Raw genomic sequence first — 24,634 nt, 5'->3', positions numbered from 1 at the left:
TCTCGGGCCTCCTTTAGTCCAAAATTGATGGCACACGAATATAGCCGTCTTTATGATCAGGCGCGTTTTTGACGACTGCCTCAATGGAAAGACCTTTATTCGGAACATCTTCTCTCATGACGTTTTTCATTTTTAATACGTGTGTAGTAGGTTCAACGTTTTCCGTATCTACCTCGTTTAACTGCTCTGCAAATGAAATGATGCTATCAAGCTGTTCTGTAAACATCTCAGCTTCTTCTTCTGTAATCGCAAGCCTTGCTAAATGCGCAACGTGCTTGACTTCTTCTATTGAAATTCTTGACATGCAGGTTCACCTCCAAAAATGATGCGTGATCGTGGTCATGATCATAAGTCATATACACTTTATCATATCAAATTTTACTGTTCTAAAGCAACTTTACGCAGGTGCGGTAAAAGGTCCGTTCTCTTGAAACGTCTTTATGATCAAATCGATAAAAGAAATATTCATCAGGTGACTTTTTATTTTTCAGAAAATTTTTACTTTTTATTATTTTTGTAATCGCTTACATATTGATTCTTATCATCGATCGGTACATTTTTTCTTCAAAATGAAGAGGTTTAGGCAGGTTGATCACTTGGGAATACTCTGTTAGGTTAAGTAACCATAGCAGTGAGCAGGCAGTCAAACAAAAAAGCTGCCATCGCACTTCTGTATATTTTGATTGAGGTGATGTCAAATTAATACGAAAAAGGTGAGAACACAAAATGAGTATTGAAGTTACAATTTCCTTATCTATTTATTTTATCGGGATGCTTGCCATTGGCTGGTATGCATTCAGGAAAACACATGATTTAAATGATTATATGCTTGGTGGACGCGGGCTTGGTCCATTCGTTACAGCCCTTTCAGCAGGTGCTGCGGATATGAGCGGATGGATGCTGATGGGTGTGCCAGGTGAAATGTATAAAACAGGTTTATCGACAGCCTGGCTTGCAATTGGTTTAATCGTTGGTGCTTACTTGAACTACCTCATTCTTGCACCTCGTTTACGTTCTTATACAGAAATTGCGGATGATGCGATTACGATTCCTGATTTCTTTGATAAACGATTCAAAGGATCATCTTCTTTATTAAAAGCTGTTTCAGCCGTCATCATTTTAATTTTCTTTACGCTGTATACATCGTCTGGGATGGTATCAGGCGGACGTTTATTTGAGTCAGCATTCGGTGCTAACTACATGTTTGGACTGATCTTAACATCAAGTATTGTCATTTTGTATACATTGTTCGGCGGATTTTTGGCAGTGAGCTTAACGGACTTTGTCCAAGGGGCTATCATGTTTTTAGCATTAGTGCTCGTGCCGATCGTTGCCTTTACACAATTAGGCGGACCTGTTGCTACATTCCAAGATATTCAACAGATTGATCCTAAATTGCTAGATATTTTTAGAGGAACGAGCGTCATTGGCATTATTTCCTTCCTCGCTTGGGGACTAGGTTACTTTGGACAGCCGCATATTATCGTGCGCTTTATGGCCATTACGTCTGTTAAAGATTTAAAACCAGCACGCCGAATCGGAATGAGCTGGATGATTATTTCAGTGATTGGATCACTGTCTGTCGGTTTAGTGGGTGTTGCCTATGTTCATGAAACGGGCATGAACCTTGCTGACCCTGAAACCATCTTTATCGTCTTTTCTAAAGTATTGTTCCATCCATATATCACTGGATTTTTACTTTCTGCGATTTTAGCTGCGATTATGAGTTCAATTTCGTCTCAGCTGCTTGTCACAGCAAGTGCAATGACAGAGGATTTATACAGAACGTTCTTTAGAAAAACAGCTTCAGACAAAGAGCTTGTCATGATTGGCCGGATGTCTGTACTCGTTGTCGCTGTGATTGCCTTATGCCTTTCACTTAACCCAAGTGACACCATTCTTGATCTTGTCGGTTATGCATGGGCAGGATTTGGTTCTTCATTCGGTCCAGTCATCTTGCTTTGCCTATACTGGAAACGAATGAATCATCATGGTGCCCTAGTTGGGATGATCGTTGGTGCAGTTGTGGTTCTGACATGGATTACGACAGGTCTCAACCATGCCACAGGTATTTATGAAATGATTCCAGGCTTTACGCTAAGTGGATTAGCTGCCATTATTGTCAGCTTATTGACAAGTAAGCCGTCAAAAGCATCAAAACAGCTATTTCACAAAATGGAAGATCATCTTGAGGAAGAAACAAAATAAAGAATTGAAGAGTCATCTGCCCTATGCGGATGACTCTCTTTTTAAATAAAATAAAAAGCTTTTCTTTCTTCAGAAACTGAATAAAATAAGAGTTGTGCAGCCATATGGGCTGTGAGAAGATCATATACATGTTGTGAAACGTACATGAAGTGAAAGGAGCGATACGCATGTTTTGGACAATTGAATGGGATACAGTCTTAAAATTAGCCGTGGCCACCTTAATCGGGCTGATTATCGGGCTTGAACGAGAGCTGAAGAAAAAGCCCCTCGGCTTAAAAACGTGTATTGTCATTGCTGTCAGCTCCTGCGTCTTAACCATCATCAGCATTGATGCAGCCTACAATTTCCCTCGAGTCTCTAAGCTTCAAATGGACCCACTCAGGTTACCGGCGCAAATTATATCTGGTGTTGGTTTTATTGGAGCAGGTGTGATTCTTCGAAAAAGCAATGATGTCATCTCAGGTCTCACGACTTCTGCGATGATCTGGGGAGCAGCAGGACTTGGGGTTGCAACCGGTGCAGGATTTTATAAAGAAGCCTTCCTCAGTCTTTTCTTTATTCTGATTAGTGTCGAATTCCTGCCATGGCTCTTCCAGCGGATCGGACCGATTCGCCTGCAGGAAAAAGAAATCCGCATCAGAATGTCTCTTTCTGATCGAAACCGCATGACCGATATTTTAAAAGAAATGAAAGCCCTCAATATTCGCATTCATTCTGTACGAATTGATGATTTAAAAGAAAAAGACTATCCGATCATGGAAGTACGCGTACGTGTGCATAAAGACCGCTATACAACCGATGTCTACTTTGATATTAAAGATTTAGAAGGCGTCGTTGGCGTGAAGTGTGATACGGTGTAGTCATAAAAAAACCCCTTGCTGTTTAACACAGCAAGGGGTTTCTTTTATCGTGCCAGCTGTTGAAAGTCAAAAGGAGTAATGGGTGTTTTTTGCTCAATTTCCTTTCGAAAACATGACAGCATGGCTTTTTCGTCAGAAGTCAATGTTTGGAGATCAAATGCTTGATGTAAAAGCCCATAAATAAGCATATGACGCAGCATGAGAAAATCAGGGATTGTTGCCAGCCACGCGTCATCAAGCTCATTCTCCTGTCGATAGCCTTTTAGAAAATGACTCATAAATTCTGCCGTAAATTCAGCTTTATCATCATATGGAATCACTGGATACCAAAGAACATTATATAGCAAAATACTAATATCATTGATAAACCAGTGATATCCAATATCATCAAAATCGAATGCGATAATCTCTCCTTGATGATAATGAAAGTTCCCGTGATGCAAATCGGCATGCACCAGCCCATACACATCCTTCGAAATTCGGAGCTGGTGAAGCTTTTGCATCAGTTCATCTTTTCTTCGAAGCACAACCGTTTGATCAGATGGAATATATTGATCAAGCTTTAATTGCTCCTCTTCATACCACTCTTGACGCTTATAGAGAGGATCTTTTACTTGATATTGTTTTGTTATTTGATGCATTCGTCCTGTATAGGACCCTAACGCTTCAAACAGCTTCCCATTCCAATCTCCTTCATTCACTTTTCTCCCCGGTGCTTTTTCATACACACGGAGTAAAAATGCGCCTCCGGCTTGATCAGGAATGGTTTCAACGTCTTTTCCTCTTGCTGATGAAATCGGCTTTGCTACGGAAATACCATGATGAGACAGGAATCGAAGCCAGTCCATTTCTCCTAAAATATATGTGGGTGAGCGACGAATGGTATGGGTGATTTTTAATATATAATTCTCCCCATTCATTGCCTTATATTCATACACATAATTTTCTGCATCGGCTAGAAATGTCACTTGGTCAAGCTGAAAGTCATACAAGTGAGCCGCTTTCTTTAAGACTTTCTGTTCATCGTATCGTGCTTTTACTTCTTTATGCATGCTGATTCTCCTTTTATCGTCTTTTTAAATGTTCTTGACGGTAATCAGCATTATACGAGCATCAACATACCTGCCTTTCTTCTTGGTTTCTACTAATATTTTGACAAGAGTTTGGAAATCCCTCTTATTTAGTCATATATATGAACAGTCGGTTCTTTGTCCTCAGCATTTTTCGTGATCAGGGCTTCTTGTTGATCAGAAGATGTGATGTTGATTTCAATATTGGTACTCTTGTAGTAATCCATGACTTCTCCGGTTAAATATTGTGTGAAGGCTACGACTTCCGTTTTTCCATAGAACTGCATTGGAATTTCGATTTTCATTTTTTGCAGGTTGCCGTTTTTGTAAAAGCCTTTTCCTACAACACCAGTGTAATTCGGGAAGTAATCTTCTACCTTTGTCTTGAAGCGGTCAAATCGCTCTGAATCATCTTTGTAGCTGCTTTTCGCACTATCTGAAGGGAAGAATACATTCTCCTCTTTGATCGTATCCCAATTTCCGATATCAGCAGAGCCTGCTTTCACATCTGTTTTGGCGATAAAGTTACCTGGAACGATAGATGATTTTGGTGCTTGCTTATAAAGGGCAATCATGACAGGCACTTTTTGCAGTCCGTCCATTTGACGAATTCGCTTGATCACTTGTTCAGCGATTTTTTCACCCTCTGCCAAAAGTTTCTTTGAATTTTTCGATGAATCGATGGTCACCTCTTGCTGCGGGTCACCGATTTTTTCACGGTAATAATAAACCGAGTTCAGCGCAAGACCAATGACAACTCCGCCAAGCTGTAAGCTGTTTTTGTCTTTTCGGATTAAGTAATTATGCTCTAGCATTGAAGCTAAGTAAATTGGACTATTTTCATTTTTAGACTTTGTTGAACCTGAGTTTGGAAGAGCAGGATTTAAGCCCAGATTCTTAAAGTCTTTATCTTCTTTTTCTGCCTTTTTCAGATCACTGCCTGTTTTTTTGCGCGCCAGCCAGCTGAGAACGGTGTCCTCATCTAAATGCTGTCCTTCTTGGAAAAGATAGTCGTTTGTATTAAATGACTCTGTTGCAAGTCGCATGAGTCCTGTTTCAAATTCATCAATGTCCAAGCGTGTATTGAGACGCTCCGCTGTTAGACCTCTAGCAGCTCCTTGTTTAAACGGCAGCACCATTTTGTAATAGGAGTCTGAGATATTGTACATCGGGATGATGGCTGTTTCCTTTGTTTCCTTCGTTTCATCCGTTTTTTGTGTGACCTCTTCCTCTTCCTTTCCCCCAAAAGGTGCACACGCTGACAATACCAGTGTGAGCATTGTCAGCAGCAATAACAACTTTTTCAATAGAAAACACTCCTCTTATTTCTTTAGCTCCTCGAGCATTTTAGCTTCGTCCCAAATTTCAATATTGAGTTCTTCTGCCTTTGTCAGCTTACTTCCCGCTGCTTCTCCGGCAATGACTAGATCTGTTTTTTTACTCACACTGCCTGCCAGCTTTCCGCCTAATGCTTCGATCGCTGCTTTTGCATCGTTTCGAGCCATTTCTTCTAATTTTCCTGTCAGCACAATGGTTTTTCCTGCAAAGTAGGAATCACTTTCTTCTGCTTTTACCGGCTTTGGCCCTGTGTAGGTCATATTGACTCCGAGCTCTTTTAGTTCGTTCAGCAGATCGAGTATTTCTTCTTTCTCAAAGTACGTGACGACGGCATCAGCCATTTTTTCACCGATTTCGTCGACTTCAAGTAATTGTTCTTTCGTCGCTTGCTTTAATTGATCGATGTTTTCGAAATGCATCGCCAAGGTCTTTGCCGCTTTTGAACCAATAAATCGAATACCGAGTCCAAATAGTAAACGCTCAAGAGAGTTTTCTTTCGATTGTTCAATTGAACGCAGTAAATTGTCGACAGATTTTTCGCCCATTCGTTCAAGCTGAATGAGCTCTTCTTTCGTTAATCGATAAAGGTCGGACACACGAGAAACGAGCTGTTCCTTGAAGAGCTGTGTAATGACCCGCTCGCCAAGTCCATCAATATTCATTGCATTACGAGAAACGAAGTGAATGAGCCCCTCACGTATTTGGGCAGGACATTCTGGGTTGATGCATCGCAAGGCCACTTCGCCTTCGATTCGCACCAGCTCACTATGACACTCTGGACATTCAGTTGGCATGTGAAACGGCTTTTCTTCGCCTGTACGCTGATCAACAAGGACACCTGCGACTTCAGGAATAATATCCCCGGCTTTTTTCACAATCACTTGATCAAAATAGCGAATATCCTTTTCTTTGATCAAATCTTCATTATGAAGAGATGCACGCTGCACTGTCGTCCCTGCTACTTTGACAGGCTCAAGAATCGCTGTTGGTGTAATCACGCCTGTACGTCCGACACTTAGTTCAATATCAAGTAGCTTCGTTACGACCTCTTCAGCCGGAAACTTATACGCAACCGCCCAGCGCGGGCTTTTTGCCGTGAAGCCGAGTTCTTCCTGCTGAGCGAGTGAATCGACTTTAATAACGATTCCATCGATTTCATATGAAAAATCGGCACGCTTTATTTTTAATGTTTCAATGAGGTCGATGACTTCTTCGATCGTTTGGCACATTCTTCTTTCTTTGTTTGTTTTAAAGCCAAGTTCGTCGAGAAAATCAAGTCCTGCACTTTGCGTTTCAACACCAATTTCATCAAGCTCCGCTATACTGTAGACGAATATATCAAGGTTTCGTTTCGCTGCAATTTTCGTATCAAGCTGACGAAGTGAACCTGCAGCCGCATTACGCGGGTTTGCAAACGGCTCTTCTTCGTTTTGTATTCTTTTTTCATTTAATGCTTCAAAAGAAGGTTTTGGCATAAATGCCTCGCCTCTCACTTCAATCGACAGAGGGCGTTTGATTTTAAGCGGGATGGAACGAATCGTTTTGAGATTTTCAGTAATATCCTCACCCGTTGTTCCATCGCCGCGCGTCGCTCCTCGGACAAACACGCCATTTTCATAACGGAGAGAAACAGCGAGTCCATCAATTTTCAGCTCGACATTGTATGCGATATCGTCACCGACTGCTTGACGAACCCGGCGGTCAAAATCAAGAAGGTCCTGTTCATTAAACGCATTCCCAAGGCTGAGCATTGGTGTGCCGTGACGCACTTTTTGAAAGGCGTCTAAAACAGCACCGCCCACTCTTTGTGAAGGAGAATCCGCTGCTTTTAAGTCAGGGTGCTCTTCCTCCAAAGAGATCAGCTCACGCATCCGCGCATCATATTCAGCGTCAGGAACACTTGGACGATCAAGTGTATGATATTCGTAGTTGTATTGATTCAAAATCTGGTGCAGTTCCTCGATCCGGCGTTTCGCTGCTTCTTTATCCATCTGCTTCTTCCTTTCAATTCATCCGTTTTGTCAGTCCTATCAGTTTATTGCTTCTCGATTGGTGCAAATGCTGCGAGAAGACGCTTAATGCCTGTAGGGCTTGGGAACGCAATATCAAGCTCTGTGCTGTCTCCGCTGCCTTTCACACTCACAACCGTACCAACGCCCCATTTTTTATGGGCCGCTTTATCGCCCACAGCCCAGCCAATACTGCCACCGCCTGTGTTTTGAATGGTTTGTGTTTGCGGACGTGAGACAGGTCCCCGTCTTTGCGGTCTTTCTCTTGTTTGGCCAAACGGTGTTTTTGTTTCTTTTTTCTCATTTAGGTTGTCCAATAAATCGGCTGGTATTTCTCGAATAAATCTTGATTCAAGGTTCATGTTCGTCCGGCCGAAAAGTGTTCTCATTTTCGCACTTGATAAATAAAGCTCTTCTTCAGCCCGTGTGATGCCTACATAAGCGAGGCGGCGCTCTTCTTCCATCTCTGCATCTTCCATTAATGAACGGCTGTGCGGGAAGACACCCTCCTCCATTCCCATTAAGAAAACAACAGGGAATTCCAAACCTTTTGCGGCGTGAAGTGTCATTAAGATGACAGCATCCTGATCTTCTTCTTCATTTTCATCCAGCTTATCAATATCTGCGACGAGGGCAAGATCTGTCAGGAAGGTCACAAGTGACTTGTCTTCATTTTGTTCTTCAAAGTTCTTCGTGACGGATAAAAACTCGTCAATATTTTCTAAGCGGCTTTGTGCTTCAATCGTTTTTTCAAGCTTAAGCGCTTCACGATAGCCTGTTTTCTCTAAAATTTCTTCTGTTAATTCTGTGACAGATAAATAATCCTGCATGTTCGTCATTTGATCAATGAGCTGTTTGAACTCATCAAGCGCATTGGCTGCTCGTGCACTCAGTCCAATGAAATCCACCTGACCAAGTGCTTCAAACATAGACAGATCATTCATCTCCGCATATGCTGCAATTTTATCAACAGATGTCGCACCGATTCCGCGCTTTGGTACGTTGACAATTCGTGCAAAACTAATATCGTCATCTGGGTTTGCCACTAGGCGTAAGTATGCCAAGATGTCTTTGATCTCTTTTCTGTCATAGAACTTCGTGCCGCCGACAATGTTGTATTGAATGTTGGCTTTCATTAACGTTTCCTCTATGACACGAGACTGGGCATTTGTTCGGTAAAGGATCGCAAAATCGGATAATTTACGCTTTCCGCTTTGATGAAGCTGACGAATCTTTCCTGCGACAAATTGTCCCTCACCGAATTCATTATCTGCACGGTAATAGGCAATCTTCGCCCCTTCATCATTTTCTGTCCAAAGATTTTTCGGCTTTCGGTTTGCATTGTTTTGAATCACCGTATTTGCGGCATGCAAAATGCGTTTCGTCGATCTGTAATTTTGCTCAAGCAGAATCACTTCACTGGATGGATAATCTTTTTCAAAGGAGAGAATGTTTGTAATATCCGCTCCGCGCCAGCGATAAATAGACTGGTCCGAGTCACCGACAACACATATATTTTGAAAACGCTGCGCGAGCAGTTTCACAAGCATGTACTGCGCTCTGTTCGTATCCTGATACTCATCCACATGAATGTATTGGAATTTCCGCTGATAGTGCTCTAACACTTCAGGGATGCGCTCAAACAGACGAATTGTCATCATAATTAAATCATCAAAGTCGAGTGATTGGTTTTTGAGTAAACGCTTTTGATAATCTGTATAGACATCGCTCACCACTTGATCATAGAAATCACCGGCTGTTTTGGCGTATTCCTCTGCGTCAATGAGTTCGTTTTTTGCACTGCTGATCGATCCTAAAATGCTGCGTGGATCGAACTTTTTAGGATCGATGTTCCGTTCTTTTAAAATGTTTTTAATGACTGAAAGCTGATCAGATGTGTCTAAAATAGAGAAGTTGCGATTCACACCAATGCGGTCAATATCGCGTCTTAAAATACGGACACACATGCTGTGGAACGTAGAAATCCAGATGTCATCCGCGCCAGGTCCTAAAATAGCCTGGACACGTTCACGCATTTCACGTGCTGCTTTATTTGTAAATGTAATCGCTAAAATGTTCCACGGCGCCACATGCTTTTCTGCCATTAAGTAGGCAATTCGATGTGTGAGCACCCGTGTCTTCCCGCTTCCTGCTCCTGCCATCAACAGCAAAGGCCCGTCTGTTGCTTTGACCGCTTCCCTCTGCGCGTCATTCAGCCCTTCTAATAGATGATTCGATATTTCATTCATTCCATTCACCGCCAATTCGAACTTATGTTCTATTTTAACCCGTTTCATCTTATTTGACTATGATGACTTTTTGACTGCATCCACTGTCTTTAATGCTTCTTTGAAATTGTCATAAATGACGTTTCCTACAACCACGACGTCTGCATGCTGGGAGAAGTCTTTTGCCTGCTTAGCGTTCTCGATGCCGCCGCCATAAAAAAGAACTGTTTCATCAAGCACTGCTTTTGTTTCTTTGACAAGCTCTATGTCTCCAAGCGTTCCGCTGTATTCCAGATAAAAAATGGGCAGCTTCATCAAATGCTCTGCCACTCTTGCATATGCCCTGACGTCATCGATATCCAGCGCTGTATTTGCCTCTGTGAGCTTGGCCGCTTTACAATCTTCATTTAAGATGACATAGCCTTCAGGCACAATCTCTTCCATTGACATCAAATCACCGAATTCCTTCATCGCGTCCTTATGAAGCCCAACAATCCAGTCAGGATGAGAGCTGTTTAAAACGGTCGGGATGAAATACAGATCGAAGCCCGGCACAATCATCTCATGTGTTGAGATTTCGAGCACACAAGGAACTAGAAACCGGCGGACCTTTGACATCAATTGAAGCACATCGTCCTCTGTCACATTGTCACTGCCGCCAATCAATATGGCATCCGTCCCAGATTCGCAAATCGCTTCTAGCTGTTCATCGGAGATTTCTTTATTTGGATCGAGTTTAAAGACATGCTTCCACTCGGTAACATCATACATGAAAAACGTTCCTCCATTCGTTTCATTCCATTTAAATATTATAACAAAATCAAAGGCCGCAAAAAATGGGTAACCTCCTTCAGCTAAAAGTTTCATTCTTTTGAAAATGAGCGATTGTGACTTTAGATAAAATGGCTGGAGAATAGATGAAAAAATCCACTTGAAGAGGAGCTGAAAGAGGTTGATATTTTGGCACTTTGTCACATGCTATTATACAATAAAGGAATATTTTACTATAGATTTAAAAAAGATCTATTGAACAGAGGTGACTCTTTTGAAAAGAACGATTACATATGAACAAAGTATAGATATCGGATACATCTATATCACCCCGCAATCGGAGCGTTTGAAAATCAAAGAAACCATTGAATTAGATGTCAATGAATGTATCAATGTAGATATCGACAAAGAGGGCCGGGTGGCTGGCTTGGAGTTATTTGCAGAAGAATCCGAAGTGCTGCGGAATGCACCGGTTTATGAGGATCATCTTTCTTTACGTTTGACGGATCAGGAAGTTCTCTCAACCTATCATCTGTCAGGCATTGAATTCCAATTCTCGACACCTGATCACAAAGGGCTGATCGGTTTTACCATTGTCGATCCTCTTCGATATAACATCAAATGATAGACAAGAAAAAACCGTTTTGATCTTTCAAAACGGTTTTTTTCAAACTATTGTCTCGCTTCATTAAAATAATGGACGGATGTCATGGCCCCTTCGTCGACCATCTTGTTGTCTTGGATATCTAATGGATCTGGGTGGCCGGCTTTTTCAGGAACCTTTTCATCTGACCGGAACATGCTTGCCCATTTTTTCAGATGCTGTTTATTTTTTACGGCTAATAACACAGCTCCTCCAACCCCTAATCCTGCAAGTACATACGCATTTGGACGCTTATTCATGTATGTTCCCTCCCCTTATGATCTTATTTGTAAGTTACCCCGCCTTTTCATTTCTAAACGTCACAATATGTTGATGTGGTTTCTCTTTTTATGAAAAGTGGAATAACAACAGCAATGAAAGAGAAAAGAGGGGATCTTCATGACCACAACCTTAATGATCATCGGCACATTGCTAATCATTTTTTTGATTATCCCAATCATTCTATTGATCTGGATTTGGATGAGGGATGAAAAACAAGAAGAACATTCAGTTCTGCGAAATTATCCGGTCATTGGAAAGCTGCGGTTTATCTTTGAAAAAATAGGACCTGAGCTTCGCCAATATCTGTTTCTGAATGACCGAGAGGAGCTGCCCTTCTCAAGAAGAGAATACGAGCAGGCGGTCATGTCAGGAAAGTACAAAAGCCGGACGATGGGCTTTGGATCAAAACGTGATTTTGACAAGCCAGGCTATTACATTCGAAACGTCCTGTTTCCAAAGCAGCGAGATGAACTACGAATCGATCAATCTGAAAAAATCAAAACGAAAGTGTATCAAATTGATCAAGACAATTTACTGCGAAGAAGTGAACATTTCAAAGAAGTCGAAGCAAATCCTTATTTTCTCCATCAAGAGGATGTACAAGTCATTGGCGAACACACATGTCAAAAGCCTTTCCATGTGAAAGGACTGATCGGTCAATCCGCTATGAGCTACGGCTCCTTAGGCGACAGGGCCATTACAGCTTTATCCTCAGGATTAAAAATGGCCGGCGGTACGTGGATGAACACAGGTGAAGGCGGGCTTTCTCCTTATCACCTCAAAGGCGGCGCAGATATCATTTGTCAGATTGGGCCCGGTTTATTTGGCGTTAGAACAGAGGATGGCGCATTTTCCTTTGAAGAATTCAAGAAAAAAAGCGAGCACGAGGAAGTCAAAGCCTTTGAACTCAAGCTGGCACAAGGAGCAAAAACACGCGGCGGTCATATTGACGGCGAAAAAGTAACGGAAGAAATTGCGAATATCCGTAAATTACCGCCTCACCAATCCATTGACAGCCCAAACCGCTTTGAGATGTTCCACTCCATTCCTGACATGTTTGATTTCATTGAGGAGCTGCGGAGTATAGGCGGAAAGCCAGTTGGAATCAAACTTGTTGTCGGGCATAAAGAAAATATTGAAGAGCTTGCCAGCTATATGAAAAAAAGCGGGAAACACCCTGATTTCATTACAGTTGATGGCGGAGAAGGCGGTACAGGGGCGTCCTTTCATGAATTGGCGGATTCCGCAGGGCTGCCAATTTTCACGGCACTCCCTATGGTTCATCAAATTTTGAAAGAATACGGTGTCAGAGATCAGGTAAAGCTCTTTGCTTCTGGCAAGCTTCTATCGCCAGATAAAATTGCGATTGCCCTTTCAATGGGAGCTGACTTTGTGAATATTGCTAGAGGTCTCATGTTTTCAGTCGGATGCATTCGCGCCCAAGTCTGCCACACGAATATATGCCCAGTCGGGGTCGCCACGACTGATCCAAAGCTGCAAAAGGGTTTATCAATTGAAGAAAAAAAATACCGAGTGTGCAATTATATCCTGTCTCTTAGAGAAGGTTTGTTTAACTTATCCGCAGCTGCGGGAATAGAATCGCCTATTCATTTTAATGAAAAACATATTATTTTTAGACAAGAGAATGGCGAGACAAGCGAAGTGCCGATGTTCTCAGGCACACAGCCATCTGTCTAGCTTGAAAAGGTGCGGAAACGCACCTTTTTTTATTAACATTTTCGTATAAAGTTAGCAAACAGTAGAGTTTAAGAAAATCATCTCAAACGAAGATGACATCTCCTATGAATGAGAAAGATGGTTTATGGGCGAGCTAAATTAAAAAAACAGGGACAATTTATCAGTCCCTGCCCGCTTTTCATAAAAAAACTGCAAACAAGTCCATTTTTCGTGAAAAGGATTGTTTACAGTGAAAGCTGCATTATTTTGTTTCGTTATTTTCCTGCTGTTCGGCTACGCGGTCAAGTGCCATCGTATAGGCATCGTTGCCGTAGTTCAAGCAGCGTTTGACACGTGAGATGGTTGCAGTGCTTGCACCTGTTTCCGTCTCAATTTTATGATACGTGTTTCCCTCGCGAAGCATACGTGCTACTTCAAGACGCTGTGATAAAGATTGAATTTCATTGATGGTACACAAATCATCAAAGAATCGATAACATTCTTCCAGGTCTTTAAGGGATAAGATGGAGTTGAATAACTGATCTAAACTTTTGCCCCTTAATTTATCAATTTGCATCTTAATACATCTTCTCCTTTACTATTGCCACACCGCTTCGCACGATCTTCTTCTAAGAAAGCGGTATCTTTCCTGACTAATTTTTTTAAAACCTCAGCAATGAGCTTTGAACAGATCATGACAGGTTTGGTTCTACGCTGAAAATGCCGTCAGGTTCTTTCGTAAGCCGAAGCTTCTTTATCGTAAACAAATTCGACAAGTTCTGTCATTTTCCTTGTATGACAATCTGACAAACTTGTTTGCTTCCGGTATAAAGATGACTTCTGCTTGGTTAGGTCTTCTGCCCTAATATATAGACTTTGCGGAAAGCTCAGCGAGACCCACAAATATGCGCCCCGCCTTGCTCGATCATTCAAAATATGTTGGCCGGTCAGCGTAACCGACAGAATCATTTTACAATTAGAGTACTTCATTCGTCATGTCAAAGCCCTCTGCTTTGTCAACAGCTCCACATAAGATCATGATCACTTACATGGCAGTGAAGAGAACCATAGCTCACTTCTGCCCTATAACAGCAGTCAGAAATGCGGCAAAGATGATACAGCTCCACTCTGTTATATTTTAACGCATTATAGACGGAAAGAGTACAGTTTTTTTCATGACATCAAATATTCCTCTTGGCGTCACTCGAATATATGGCAAATGTGTACTTTGGAAAAAGACAAGTGTATCAATTGGGCAGTCAAATGGATAGCCGCGCTCAATGAGCAGCTCGCGTAATGTTTGTTCCTGCTGAAGAACAGTCTCAAATGGTTCAGCCGATGCACAGCCTGATAATTGCAACGGGATTTCATGCAAAATTTTCCCGTTCTCTGTGAGGACGATTCCCCCGCCAATTTCTTTCATCCGCTTATGTGCCAGCATCATATCCTCTTTATTTTTCCCGATCACTAAAATGTCACCCGTGAGCGAAAATGAGCTGACAAAGCCTTGCACTTTGTTTGCGAATCCTTTTAGCATCGTATTCACACGCCACTCGCCTTTTCGGTCAATCAGGCTAAAGAAGCTTTGATCATGATCACATGACAGCTGGTTGATTGAGTTATCAATTTCCACTGTATAAGGCTCCATGATGACGGCATTTCTCATCTTCACACCTAGCGGCATAGAGAATTGCAAATCACTCATCGTCAGATCATACCCCAAATCTAATGGAAGAAGCCCGCCATTTTCCCATTTTGTTTCTTGGAATTGATGCTGGTTCTCGCCATCTAATTTGAGGATAACCCCTTTAGATATGACCGTTTCAGGATTTGGGTTCATTGGATCATCTAAAATATTCAAAGAAGCCAGCCGTCCAGGACCGACAACGCCTAATAAGTCATCAATTTGATGGTATTTTGCAATGTTAAATGTCGCCATATTATACGCATCAATGATCGGCACGCCTTCTTCAAGGGCGATCGAAATCAAGCGGTTAATCATGCCTTCCTCATAAAAGTGAGGAGCAGCACCATCTGTTGTATAGAAAAAGTGGTCATAGTGTCTAAAATCACGCTCATGCAATTCTCTTAAAATATTCACTAAATCTGGGCGGATGGAAGAATGCCGCAATGAAACATGATAGCCAAGGGACAGGCGTTTTAACACATCGTCCGCATTCATCGCTTCATGATCACTGTCCGCGCCAAACAGCTTCATTTTTGTTAGCGTTTTCTCAGAAGCTCCGGGGAAATGCCCTTCAATTCGTTTTCTCTGCTTCTTCGTTTCTTGCATGCAATATAAAATGAGATCATCACCGTCCATCAATCTTGGCCAGCTTGTTAATTCGCCGCCTTGAAGGACGTCAGGATGATCAATCCATTCCTTCCGGTAGTTGACTGGCAGCATCTCATCTTCATATCTGACTTCCGTTTGAAGATCGTATCTGGACCACCAAAAATACTGAAATGGCTGCTTTTTTAATTCACATAGAGTGGAAAGCGCTTTCTTTTCATTGCTTTGCAAAAGAAGAAATAAGTTATCGCTGACCATTGTTGTTGTGCCAAATTGAGACACATATTCTGCAAGTGATTGGGGATTATAAATATGGAACGGGTGCGCGTGAGGCTCTATATACCCAGGCACAATGTATTTCCCTTCACAATCAATCACACGTTTAGCTGATTTATTTTGAGGAAGCTCTGCTCCGACATAAACAATTCGATCATCATGTATCCAAATATTTGCCTTCACCCATTGCTTCAAAAACGGGTTAAGCACGAGTCCATTCGTTAAAAGGAGTGTTGGAACTATTTTTGAGTCGACTACATCGATTTGTGTGCGGATGTCATTATTTCTCCAATTAAAAGTACGTTCGGACATTCACATACTCTCCTTCATTTGTATTAGCCCTATCGTAACATAACGAACCACGTTACGCATTAATGAAACGTTACAATTTCTTGAAATCACACTTAAAATAATTTAAAAAAGGAGATTCACCTTCAATGAAACCTAATCTCGGCTTAATGGAAGCGCTCATTAGAATTGCCTGCGGAATGACAATATGTACTGTAGCTGGATCCTTATATGCTAGAAAACCATGGAGTAAAATGCTGCTTTTCGGCATCATGTTTGGCGGTATGAAACTAGGATCTGGCATTCTTCGTTTTTGTCCAGTGACATATATGTGTGAGCAGCAGGACACACATAAAGAGAAGGCTGAGTAAGGCAGCCTTCTTTTTTTATGTTCATTTCATCTCATTCCGCTGCTTCACACCATTCGATCATTGTCCTTGCAATAATTTCTGCTGCTTCTATCACATGATCAATGTCGATAGATTCATTCGGAAAATGGGCAAGCTCTGTTGTTCCAGGTCCAAACACGATAATGGGAATACCTGCTGCCTGTGACAGTAATCCGCCGTCCGTTCCCCAAGGGGCGGCTTCGATCTTCGGCGGCTTCTTCATGACCGCTTCATATTGTTCCTTCAATAAACCTAAAAGCGGATGATCCGTATCGATTGAACCCGGAAGCCACCTTGCACCAAACCATTCGACCTCAACAGGATGTTCATGGAACCATTCATCTTTTTCTCCGAGTTCTGCCATCCAATTTTCTAGTTCCTTCTCTGCCTGTTCTACCGTTTCACCCGGCATCACCCCGAGCCTGCCTTCCATTGTGACAAGGTCTGCTACAGAGGATGGCCAATCACCACCTTGAATTTTCCCGATATTGATCGGAATCGGAATTGGGATATGCTGAAACAGCGGCTCCGTGATTCGCTGATTTCTTTCTTCTTCTAGTGCTGCTATATGTGAAAGGACAATCGTACTCTTTTCAATAGCAGAAACGCCGTGATATCTTGTTCCGCCATGAGCAGCCCTTCCTTTAATATGCAGTCTGAACCATTTAGATCCTTGCTGAATCGGAAAGATTTTCATATGACTTGGCTCTGGAATGATGGCTGCATCTGCTGTATATCCTTTCAGTATGGCTGCAAGGGTGCCTGCACCGCCGCTCTCTTCTTCGACAACACTATGAAACACGACATCTCCCTTCAGCGGAATCTGAAGCGCATGCAGTGCCTCAAGTGCAAAGAGTAAAGAAACGTTTCCACCTTTCATATCTGTTGCCCCGCGTCCATAAAGTCTCCCGTTTATGATATGCCCGCTGTAGGGCGGATATGTCCATTGTTTGTGATCTCCTGCTGGGACAACATCCACATGCCCATTTAATAAAATAGATTTGCCGCCGCCTTTTCCTTTCAATCGTCCGGCGACATTAGGACTTCCTTTAAAAGAACGCCTCGGGGAATAAAAATACGGGTGGTTCAGCAAGTCATCTCCGCCAATGTCCCATATGTCGACATCAAAGCCAATGGCAGAAAGTTTATTTGCTACGATTTGCTGTACTTCTTGCTCATTCCCTTGTGTGCTGTCACATTGCACCATTTGCTGAAGAAGCGTTACGGCTTCCTCCTTATGCTCTTTCATCCAGTTTCTGATACGTGTGGTTGGCTGCAAGTCAGTCATCCTTTCTACACAACAGATTTGACATCAGGCGCTAAAATGAGCGGCGCCTCTGTCGCCCTCATGACATCTTCCGGCTGAAACGGCGGCATGACTTCACGCAAAATGAGCAGCTGTGATTTGACCTCAATGACTGCCATATCTGTAATAATCAGATCCACACAAGACTTAGCTGTTAAAGGCAGCGTGCAGGCGGCTTTTATCTTAGATTGTCCGTGTTTATCAAGGTGGCTCATCACGACCACTACCTTTTTCGCTTTTTGCGCGAGTTCAATCGCTCCGCCCATACCCGGTACTCGTTTACCCGGTACAATCCAATTCGCAAGATCCCCCTGACTGCTGACTTCAAGTGCACCTAAAATCGTCATATCCAGCATCCCTTTGCGAATGATGCCAAAAGCGGTTGTGCTGTCCATATATGAGCCGCCTTTTGTTAATGTAATTGGGAAACCTCCGGCATTGCACAAATTCGGATCTTCTTCCCCTCGTGCTGGTGAAGCGCCTGCTCCCATAATGCCGTTTTCTGCATGCAGCCACACCTCGTAATGTGGTGGGATGTATTCAGCTGCAAGGGTTGGGATGCCGATCCCAAGATTGACGATCATCCCATCTTCAATTTCCTGTGCCGCACGTTTGGCTATGCGGTGTCTTAAATCGATGTCTCCCATGCCCATGTCCAGTTCACTCCTTTTGATTGCACGATCTGGTTCACAAATACGCCTGGCGTCACAATTTCCTCTGGATGAAGCCTGCCCACAGGCACAATCTCTTCTACTTCTGCAATGGTCCAGTCTCCTGCCATCGCCACAATCGGGTTTGTATTCCGTGCACTTTTATCAAAAATCAGGTTCCCTGCTTCATCTGCTTTGAGGGCATTCACAATCGCGATATCCGCGGTCAGTGCAGGCTCAAGAATATACTTCTTTCCATCCAGCTGAACCAATTGTTTCTCATCAAGATTGAGGCTATCCATGCCGACATCTGTCACAATGCCCGCTAAACCCATCCCCCCTGCCCTGATCTTTTCTGCTAGGATGCCCTGCGGGTAAAAAAGAACGTCTAGTGTATCTGCCTGCATTTTCTGCCCGGCAATTGGATTTGAGCCAATATGAGAGGCAATGATTTTCTTCACTCTTCCTTCTGTGATCAGCCTGCCAACACCGATTTGCGGGAAGCCTGCATCGTTTCCGATCAATGTCAGGTCTTTAATATTGGCTTCTAGGATGGCATCGATCAATGATGGCGGGGACCCCACACCGCCAAACCCGCCAAACATAATGGTCATTCCGTCTCTAAAATGCGTGATGACTTGATCTAAGTTCGCTGTTTTGTTCATCATCTTTCCTCCCTACATGGCAGATGGGAAAAACCCTCGATTGATGACTTCTTGCTCGACCTGCGTCATTGTCTGCCCGAATAAATGAATCAGTTCATCCATCTCCTGCTGCGTAATGGAAAGCGGCGGTGCGATCATGACCGCTGCACCTCCTACACCATCCTCTCCAGCGCTTGCTGGGTAAACAAGCAAACCATTTTGCTTGGCCGTCTCCACAACTAAATGTGTCATTTGAGCATGAGCAGGAAATGGTGTTTTCGATAATCGGTCTGCGACAAATTCAATGCCAATGAGCAGCCCCTTTCCTCTCACATCTCCTATGATGGAATGATTTGTTTGCAAATCCTTTAAAGCATTCATTAAATATCGGCCAGACAGATCAGCCCGTTCTGAAAGCTGGTGTTTTTTCATATATCGAATGACAGCCAGTGAGACGGCTGCTGAAAGCGGATTGCCGCTATAAGTGTGGCCTGCCATCACAGAGCCCGAACCGCTGAGAATCGGTGCAATCACATGATCCGCTGAGACAGCTGCCGCAATCGGTGAATAGCCGGCGCTCATGCCTTTTCCGAGTACCATAATATCTGGTACGACGCCCCAATGTTCCATGGCAAACATTTTCCCAGTTCGTCCAAAGCCTGTCATGACTTCATCTGCAATCATTAAAATATCGTTTTCCTCACAAACTCGCTTCATCGCCGCAAAATATCCATCTGGCGGAACAAGCGCCGCGCCCGCTGCTCCAACAATCGGCTCTGCAATAAAAGCCGCAATCCTCTCTTTTCCTATACGCTGGATGACGGTTTTAAATTCCTGTACATACCATTCGACCTGCTTGCTTTCTTCCTTTGGCAGCCACGAACGATAGCTGTATGGCGGAGACAGCACCGGGTGTTTTTCGAGCAGTGGTTCAAAGCGCTCTCTCCTTGCAATATGTCCTGACATCGACAGCGCACCGAGTGTGATGCCGTGATAACTCATCCATCTTGAGATGATGTGATTCTTCTCAGCCTTCCCCTGCTCCTGCCAATGCTGAATGGCTATTTTCATGGCGGTTTCTGTTGCCTCTGATCCGCTTCCGACAAAAAAAGACCAGTTCAGGTTCCCTGGGCAGAGTGTACTCAATTCATAGGCAAGTTCTTCTGCTGGTTCATTTGTGAATTGTGACCTGTACGTAAAGCTCACCTTTTCCGCTTGCTCTGTCATGGCATCAATGATGTCTCGTATGCCATGTCCAATACTCGCCGTGACAGCACCCGATGAGCCGTCTAAATATTTTTTCCCGTCCCGATCATATAAATAAATCCCCTCTCCTTTCACAGCCACAGGATAATGCTGATTCAACATTGGTTTGATTAAGTAATCCCGGGTCTCCACTTTGTCATTCCTCCCTCTCTCGTCAGCAGCTGCATCTTTCTTTTTTCATGAATCGCAAGAAAATTTTGTATACTTGTTATAAGATTAGCTTAATCAAGAGGGCAGTCATCCTCCATTCGCCACATGCCCGAATTTCACACGCATTTTTTATACATCGTGTATAAGAGTGTTCAAAAGGAGGTCATGAGTCTATGGCGATTCTCGTCAAAGATGCACTCTCGCTCGATATCATGAAGGAAACAAAGCTGCTTGCTGGGGAAAATGGACTAGACCGCCTCATTCAGTGGGTGACCATCGTGGAAATTATCGAAGATACTTCAAGGCTTTCAGAAGGGGAGCTGCTCGTCACAACCGGCTTTGGGCTTGCAGACAATCTAGAAAGGCGTGCCCGGCTTGAGGAGCTGATTCAATCTCAACGTCTATCGGCCATTGCGATTTATAAAGGCGTATACTTAACGGAAATTCCGGCATCACTGATCGAAGCTGCCAAAAACAGCGGCATTCCACTCATCGAGATTCCTTCACATGTCAACTTCTCAGACATTACAAAAGCCGTTCTAGAGCAAATCGTCAGCAGCCAGCTCCATCAGCTTAAATATTCTTCAGCCATTCACCAAAGACTAACCCATTTAAATGTCAGCAATAAAAATGTCACCCAAATTACAGATGAGCTGGCACATCTCACTTCGGCGAACATCGTTGTGCTTGATGTTTTTTTACAGCAAACAGCAGCTCATCTCATCAAAGATGAAGTGACGTACTCTCCTGCTTTTGGCTTTTTGACAGATCATGAACCAATCGAAACGACGCCTCTTCTCAAGCAGGCTGAGGAGAAAGGAAGGCTCGTTTATGACACGTGCGGTGCGTTTGTCCTCGCTGCATGCCCAGTAATTGCGATGGGCGATATTTTCGGATTTATTGTATCTTTAAAGAAAAAGGATGCGTGGCATCATCTCGACGCGATTGCCATCGAGCATGCCGGGGCGGTGTATGCGATTGAATGGCTGAAGCAAAAAGCCATTCAAGATACAGAAAACCAAATGCAAGGTCATTTGTTAGATGATATTTTGCAGCAGCAATACACAGAAGAAAGCTATGTGGTCGAACAGGCAACAAAGCTGCAATACGATATGAGCGATGAGCAGGTGGTCATCTACTTTCAATTTCAGCATCAGCACACACAGCTCGATCACCAAATGATGCAGCGCCTATCTCAATTACTCACGTCGATATTTGAACGCAGACATATTCCTTTTTTACTTAAGACAAGGCTCGATTCCATTTTTGTTCTTACACCAGCAGGAAAAAAAGCGTTTCAAGAAGCGGAGTGGTATCGTGCAGCAGAAGAGTGCCGAAGCACTTGGTCTTATTTTTTTCCCGTCCACCCGATTGTGATTGGCATTGGGAGAGCCTATGACCAGATCGGTCTCTTTTCAAAAAGCGCGAAGGAAGCGCAGTATGCAGCAAGGCTTCTTCCGCTTTTAAAGACAGACGAATGCATCATTCATTATCAAAAGCTCGGCTTATACGGGATGCTGCTTGAAATGAATGAAGCGGGTATGAATTTGCATGACTTTTACGTGGAGCTGTTAAGTCCCTTGCTTTATACGAAAAAACAGGGCGCTGACCTGATCCATACACTCGAAGTGTATTTGGCACACAATGAAAATATTCAAAAATCTGCGGGAGAATTGTTTATTCACAGGCATACATTAAGCTACCGGCTGAAACAAATTGAAACGAGAACAGGCTGCAGCCTCAAATCAACAGATGATCGGATGAAGCTGCAGCTCAGTATCATGGCGTACCGCCTATCTGGTCTGCTTGATCAGATGAGAACCATTTCATGATTCATTCGGCGTTTTCACCCATAGATTCATATCTTCAATTTTGTCAAAAATATAGCAGTTGTTTTGGAAACGCCCGGTATACGTATAGCCGAGCTGATAAAACACTTGGTTCATTCCATAGGACAGTGCACGTGCGAGAGAATAAAAGACATAGATGTGCATGGATTGAAGTTCTTTTTCGAGTGCTAGAATCAAATGATGCATGAATCCTAGTTTTCTGTATGATGGAAGGGTCGCACAATCTGTTAATTCCGCATGACCATACGGCGCATTGATTTCAGCGGATGCTGCACTCACAATGTGACCGTCATGTTCAACGGCATAAAAGACGGTCCCTTCCTCCATCACCTTTTGGATGTAATCTGGCTCATTCATTGGCGTAGGATACGTTTCAAAAACGGCATCATAGAGCTTTGCCAGCTTGTGAATATCCTGCGTATCCGCTTTCCGCATCACATACTCATCCTGCCACGTGCCTTGGTCTTTTTTGAGAGGCTTTTCCTGAATAGACGCAACAATTTCATCTTCCTTCAGCCAATACGGGCTGTTCATTCGATCCTCCGTCAGAAAGAGCGACATGCCGTACGCATCACTTCCAAGAAAATAATGAGAAAACACGCCTTCAAGCCGAAAGCCTTTTTCTAAAAAAAGAGGCATATGCTCACGCCTGACTTTCACAATGACCTTAGAAGCCTTGGAGTCTGCCGCTTCCTGAAGAACCGACTGAATCACATCCCGCACCCTGCCGCTGTAGTCATCCAAACGGATTCGCTCATTAAATGAATCAATACAGATCGAGGCAGAAAAACGCTTGTTCGCAAGTTCCTTCAATTGCACCATATACTCATCCTCTCTTATAAATCAGCTAATAAAAAAAATCCAAATGGAAAATGAAACAATGACGATACCAGAAAAAATCGACATGATCATATACCGAATGGCTGAGCCTTTTTTGGCTTTGTTTTGCTTTCTCGCTTCATACATGATGAGATTTGAGAACAGTATAAATAAAATAAGTAACACGATTGCAAATAGAATAATTCCTTGAATGACCATGCTGCCTCCTCATAAACTCGTCATCCCATACTACTTCTTCATATTCCGCCGGCATCCCTTCTCATGAACAAAAAACACCTTTCCATCTCATCAGATAGAAAGGTGTTTTGATTAAACGTTTTTCCCCGCAGCCTTCAGTGCACGGGCACCGATGTCACGGCGATAAAATAGACCTGGCTGTATGATTTCTTCAACCGCTTCATACACTCTTGATCTTGCCGCTTCAAATGTGTCGTCAAATGCGGTCACATTCGCTACACGTCCGCCATTTGTGACGAATTGATCGTTTTCTTTTTTTGTTCCTGCATGGAAGGTCACGACATCAGAGACAGTCGTTTGCAAGGCACCGATCGGTGTGCCTTTTGCATAGTCTTCTGGGTATCCTTCTGATGCAAGAACCACACTGACAGCCGCAGTGTCTTTCCACTGTAAGTCCACATCTTTTCCATCAAGAATATCGAGGAATACTTGGACTAAATCTGATTCAAGACGAGGGAGAACCACCTGCGTTTCAGGGTCGCCAAAGCGTGCATTGAATTCAATCACCTTTGAGCCTTCTGGTGTCAGCATTAAACCTGCATATAAAATGCCTGTAAATGGACGCCCTTCCTGCACCATCGCGCGAGCTGCCGGTTTCACAACATCTTCCACGGCTTTCTGAACCACTTCATCTGAAATTTGCGGAACTGGTGAATAAGCGCCCATTCCGCCAGTGTTCGGCCCTTTGTCATCTTCAAAGGCCCGTTTGTGATCCTGCGCAATCACCATCGGGTACACCTTTTCTCCGTTGACAAAGGCCATGAGTGAAAATTCTTCGCCTGTTAAAAATTCTTCGATGACAACAGATGCACTTGCATCGCCAAACTTTTCATCCTCTAAGAAATCATGCAGACAATCGACGGCCTCTTCCAGCGTCATGGCCACTGTGACGCCTTTTCCTGCGGCAAGCCCGTCTGCTTTAATGACAATCGGCGCACCCTTTTCTTCTACATATGCTTTTGCTTCTTCAAACGATGTAAAAGCAGCGTAAGCGGCTGTTGGGATATCGTAGTTCTTCATTAAGTCTTTTGCAAATTCCTTTGAGCCTTCAATGACCGCAGCTTTTGCATTCGGTCCAAATACTTTTAGACCTGCTTCTTCAAATGCATCAACGATACCTGCGATTAAAGGGACCTCTGGACCGACAATGGTTAAGCCGATTTCGTTTTCTTTTGCAAAACGAATTAACGCCTCATGATCGCCTTCGTCGATTGGTACAAGCTTCGCAGCATCTGTCATTCCATCATTGCCGGGTGCGACAAATACTTGGCTGACAAGTTCACTTTGATTCACTTTCCATGCGATGGTATGCTCTCTTCCGCCTCTGCCGATAATTAATACGTTCACACTGTCATCCCC

The 24,634-nt window shown here is 43.3% G+C and carries 22 protein-coding genes; 6 read left to right on the top strand and 16 right to left on the bottom strand.

All coding sequences use genetic code 11. From position 1 onward, the window contains the following. Positions 1-13 precede the first annotated feature (13 nt). Positions 14-304: an Asp-tRNA(Asn)/Glu-tRNA(Gln) amidotransferase subunit GatC gene (gene gatC, locus MHI46_RS03480; protein ID WP_024424549.1), complete on the bottom strand. Its 291-nt coding sequence runs from the start codon at positions 302-304 to the stop codon at positions 14-16. 422 nt (positions 305-726) lie between these two features. Between gatC and putP the strand changes: the two genes are divergently transcribed. Beyond that, the gene (gene putP, locus MHI46_RS03475) at positions 727-2,208 is read left to right on the top strand and encodes a sodium/proline symporter PutP (protein ID WP_342503108.1); all 1,482 of its coding nucleotides are present in this window, start codon (positions 727-729) and stop codon (positions 2,206-2,208) included. A gap of 161 nt (positions 2,209-2,369) precedes the next feature. Then, positions 2,370-3,068, top strand: coding sequence for an MgtC/SapB family protein (locus MHI46_RS03470; protein WP_169510856.1), 699 nt, complete (start codon positions 2,370-2,372; stop codon positions 3,066-3,068). 44 nt (positions 3,069-3,112) lie between these two features. Here the strand turns inward: MHI46_RS03470 and MHI46_RS03465 are convergent, their stop codons facing one another. From MHI46_RS03465 to MHI46_RS03445, 5 genes are all read right to left on the bottom strand, one after another. Beyond that, positions 3,113-4,120: a phosphotransferase gene (locus MHI46_RS03465; RefSeq protein ID WP_064497688.1), complete on the bottom strand. Its 1,008-nt coding sequence runs from the start codon at positions 4,118-4,120 to the stop codon at positions 3,113-3,115. Positions 4,121-4,248: 128 nt separating this feature from the next. Then, positions 4,249-5,418 (bottom strand): CamS family sex pheromone protein, encoded by a 1,170-nt coding sequence (locus MHI46_RS03460; RefSeq protein ID WP_228280412.1) that lies wholly within the window; start codon positions 5,416-5,418, stop codon positions 4,249-4,251. Between the two features lie 42 nt (positions 5,419-5,460). Then, the gene (gene ligA / locus MHI46_RS03455) at positions 5,461-7,467 is read right to left on the bottom strand and encodes an NAD-dependent DNA ligase LigA (protein WP_058837834.1); all 2,007 of its coding nucleotides are present in this window, start codon (positions 7,465-7,467) and stop codon (positions 5,461-5,463) included. A 44-nt stretch (positions 7,468-7,511) separates the two neighbouring features. Next, positions 7,512-9,734, bottom strand: coding sequence for a DNA helicase PcrA (gene pcrA, locus MHI46_RS03450; RefSeq protein ID WP_047204234.1), 2,223 nt, complete (start codon positions 9,732-9,734; stop codon positions 7,512-7,514). Positions 9,735-9,791: 57 nt separating this feature from the next. Next, positions 9,792-10,484, bottom strand: a complete 693-nt coding sequence (locus tag MHI46_RS03445; RefSeq protein ID WP_342503107.1) for a heptaprenylglyceryl phosphate synthase — start codon at positions 10,482-10,484, stop codon at positions 9,792-9,794. 265 nt (positions 10,485-10,749) lie between these two features. Here MHI46_RS03445 and MHI46_RS03440 point away from each other — a divergent pair, with 265 nt between their 5' ends. Then, on the top strand, positions 10,750-11,109 hold the full coding sequence (locus MHI46_RS03440) for a DUF2283 domain-containing protein (RefSeq protein ID WP_342503106.1): 360 nt from the start codon (positions 10,750-10,752) through the stop codon (positions 11,107-11,109). Between the two features lie 47 nt (positions 11,110-11,156). Here MHI46_RS03440 and MHI46_RS03435 read toward each other — a convergent pair whose 3' ends face one another. Further along, positions 11,157-11,387, bottom strand: a complete 231-nt coding sequence (locus MHI46_RS03435) for a hypothetical protein (protein ID WP_039176971.1) — start codon at positions 11,385-11,387, stop codon at positions 11,157-11,159. A 139-nt stretch (positions 11,388-11,526) separates the two neighbouring features. Between MHI46_RS03435 and MHI46_RS03430 the strand changes: the two genes are divergently transcribed. Further along, the gene (locus tag MHI46_RS03430) at positions 11,527-13,107 is read left to right on the top strand and encodes an FMN-binding glutamate synthase family protein (RefSeq protein WP_342503105.1); all 1,581 of its coding nucleotides are present in this window, start codon (positions 11,527-11,529) and stop codon (positions 13,105-13,107) included. Between the two features lie 241 nt (positions 13,108-13,348). On the opposite strand, the gene MHI46_RS03425 is transcribed toward MHI46_RS03430, so the two are convergent. Next, positions 13,349-13,663 carry a YerC/YecD family TrpR-related protein gene (locus tag MHI46_RS03425; protein ID WP_024424524.1) on the bottom strand — a complete coding sequence of 105 codons (315 nt, stop codon included), beginning with the start codon at positions 13,661-13,663 and terminating at the stop codon, positions 13,349-13,351. Positions 13,664-14,224: 561 nt separating this feature from the next. Then, positions 14,225-15,967: an adenine deaminase C-terminal domain-containing protein gene (locus tag MHI46_RS03420; protein ID WP_099662993.1), complete on the bottom strand. Its 1,743-nt coding sequence runs from the start codon at positions 15,965-15,967 to the stop codon at positions 14,225-14,227. A 125-nt stretch (positions 15,968-16,092) separates the two neighbouring features. Here MHI46_RS03420 and MHI46_RS03415 point away from each other — a divergent pair, with 125 nt between their 5' ends. Next, entirely contained in the window at positions 16,093-16,314 is a 222-nt protein-coding gene (locus tag MHI46_RS03415; protein WP_048240001.1) for a DUF2892 domain-containing protein, read from the top strand. 31 nt (positions 16,315-16,345) lie between these two features. Here MHI46_RS03415 and MHI46_RS03410 read toward each other — a convergent pair whose 3' ends face one another. The 4 genes from MHI46_RS03410 to MHI46_RS03395 are packed head-to-tail and all read right to left on the bottom strand — an operon-like array spanning position 16,346 to position 20,330. Next, entirely contained in the window at positions 16,346-17,611 is a 1,266-nt protein-coding gene (locus MHI46_RS03410; protein ID WP_260775417.1) for a peptidase, read from the bottom strand. Positions 17,612-17,625: 14 nt separating this feature from the next. Beyond that, the gene (locus tag MHI46_RS03405; RefSeq protein ID WP_041087095.1) at positions 17,626-18,291 is read right to left on the bottom strand and encodes a 3-oxoacid CoA-transferase subunit B; all 666 of its coding nucleotides are present in this window, start codon (positions 18,289-18,291) and stop codon (positions 17,626-17,628) included. Beyond that, the gene (locus MHI46_RS03400) at positions 18,267-18,953 is read right to left on the bottom strand and encodes a CoA transferase subunit A (RefSeq protein ID WP_260776070.1); all 687 of its coding nucleotides are present in this window, start codon (positions 18,951-18,953) and stop codon (positions 18,267-18,269) included. The genes MHI46_RS03405 and MHI46_RS03400 overlap by 25 nt, the downstream gene beginning before the upstream one ends. A 12-nt stretch (positions 18,954-18,965) precedes the next feature. Further along, entirely contained in the window at positions 18,966-20,330 is a 1,365-nt protein-coding gene (locus tag MHI46_RS03395; RefSeq protein ID WP_039176960.1) for an aspartate aminotransferase family protein, read from the bottom strand. Between the two features lie 191 nt (positions 20,331-20,521). On the opposite strand from MHI46_RS03395, the gene MHI46_RS03390 reads away from it, so the two are divergent. Then, entirely contained in the window at positions 20,522-22,180 is a 1,659-nt protein-coding gene (locus tag MHI46_RS03390; RefSeq protein ID WP_185854154.1) for a PucR family transcriptional regulator, read from the top strand. Here MHI46_RS03390 and ablB read toward each other — a convergent pair. The 3 genes from ablB to purD all read right to left on the bottom strand — a co-directional run bounded on the left by ablB (position 22,175) and on the right by purD (position 24,622). Next, positions 22,175-23,020, bottom strand: a complete 846-nt coding sequence (gene ablB / locus MHI46_RS03385; protein WP_056767534.1) for a putative beta-lysine N-acetyltransferase — start codon at positions 23,018-23,020, stop codon at positions 22,175-22,177. The genes MHI46_RS03390 and ablB overlap by 6 nt on opposite strands. Before the next feature lie 21 nt (positions 23,021-23,041). Continuing rightward, a complete protein-coding gene (locus tag MHI46_RS03380) occupies positions 23,042-23,236 on the bottom strand; it encodes a hypothetical protein (RefSeq protein WP_024424515.1) in 195 nt (64 codons plus the stop codon). Positions 23,237-23,347: 111 nt separating this feature from the next. After that, positions 23,348-24,622 (bottom strand): phosphoribosylamine--glycine ligase, encoded by a 1,275-nt coding sequence (gene purD / locus MHI46_RS03375; RefSeq protein WP_025092625.1) that lies wholly within the window; start codon positions 24,620-24,622, stop codon positions 23,348-23,350. Positions 24,623-24,634: the final 12 nt, after the last annotated feature.

Origin of the sequence: Bacillus sp. FSL K6-1000 (assembly GCF_038630785.1) — a bacterium.
GTDB lineage: Bacteria > Bacillota > Bacilli > Bacillales > Bacillaceae > Bacillus > Bacillus safensis.
The sequence above is the reverse complement of the archived record's forward strand: the minus strand, read 5'-3'. Positions and strand labels throughout refer to the sequence as shown.